At 56.0% G+C, this 688-nt stretch carries 1 pseudogene; it reads left to right on the forward strand.

Going from position 1 to position 688, the window contains the following annotated elements:
• Positions 1-688, forward strand: a pseudogene (locus tag D829_RS30400) (hypothetical protein); the annotation flags it as partial.

Consider the following 688-nt stretch of genomic DNA (forward strand, 5'->3'; position numbering starts at 1 on the left):
AGCGACAGGTGTAGGTTTAAGTGGCATTGTACCATTCGATCCAGCCGTAGCCCCAACGTATCCAGCGGGTCAGGTTGTAACGTTCAACGGCAGTACGTATATTGCGAATGTAGCATCACCAACGGGAACGCCGGGGACTTCACCGGATTACACGTTGATCGCTGGAGCAGGAGCGACAGGTGTGACGGGTGCAACTGGCGTTGGAGTGACAGGAAGTACCGGAGCATCCGGCGTAACAGGAGCGACTGGTCTTACAGGGTTGACTGGGGCGACGGGAATTACAGGAGTCACAGGATTAAGCGTAACGGGATCAACCGGAGTAACTGGAGGAACCGGGGCAACTGGTGAAACAGGAGCGACAGGTCTTGTAGGGTTAACCGGGGCGACGGGAATTACAGGAGCCACGGGATTAAGCGTAACGGGATCAACAGGAGTAACCGGAGGAACCGGGGCAACTGGTGAAACAGGAGCGACTGGTGTTGCAGGGTTGACTGGGGCGACGGGGATCACAGGAGCCACAGGAGTAAGTGTAACAGGTAGTACTGGTGCTACAGGGGAAACAGGAGTTACAGGTATAACGGGAGCCACGGGAGTGGGCATAACAGGAAGTACCGGAGTAACTGGAGTTACTGGGGGAACAGGAGCCACAGGTATAACCGGAGCCACGGGAGTCGGTATAACCGGAAGT

This window comes from Paenibacillus sp. PAMC 26794 (assembly GCF_000316035.1).
In the GTDB taxonomy this organism is placed as follows: domain Bacteria; phylum Bacillota; class Bacilli; order Paenibacillales; family Paenibacillaceae; genus Paenibacillus.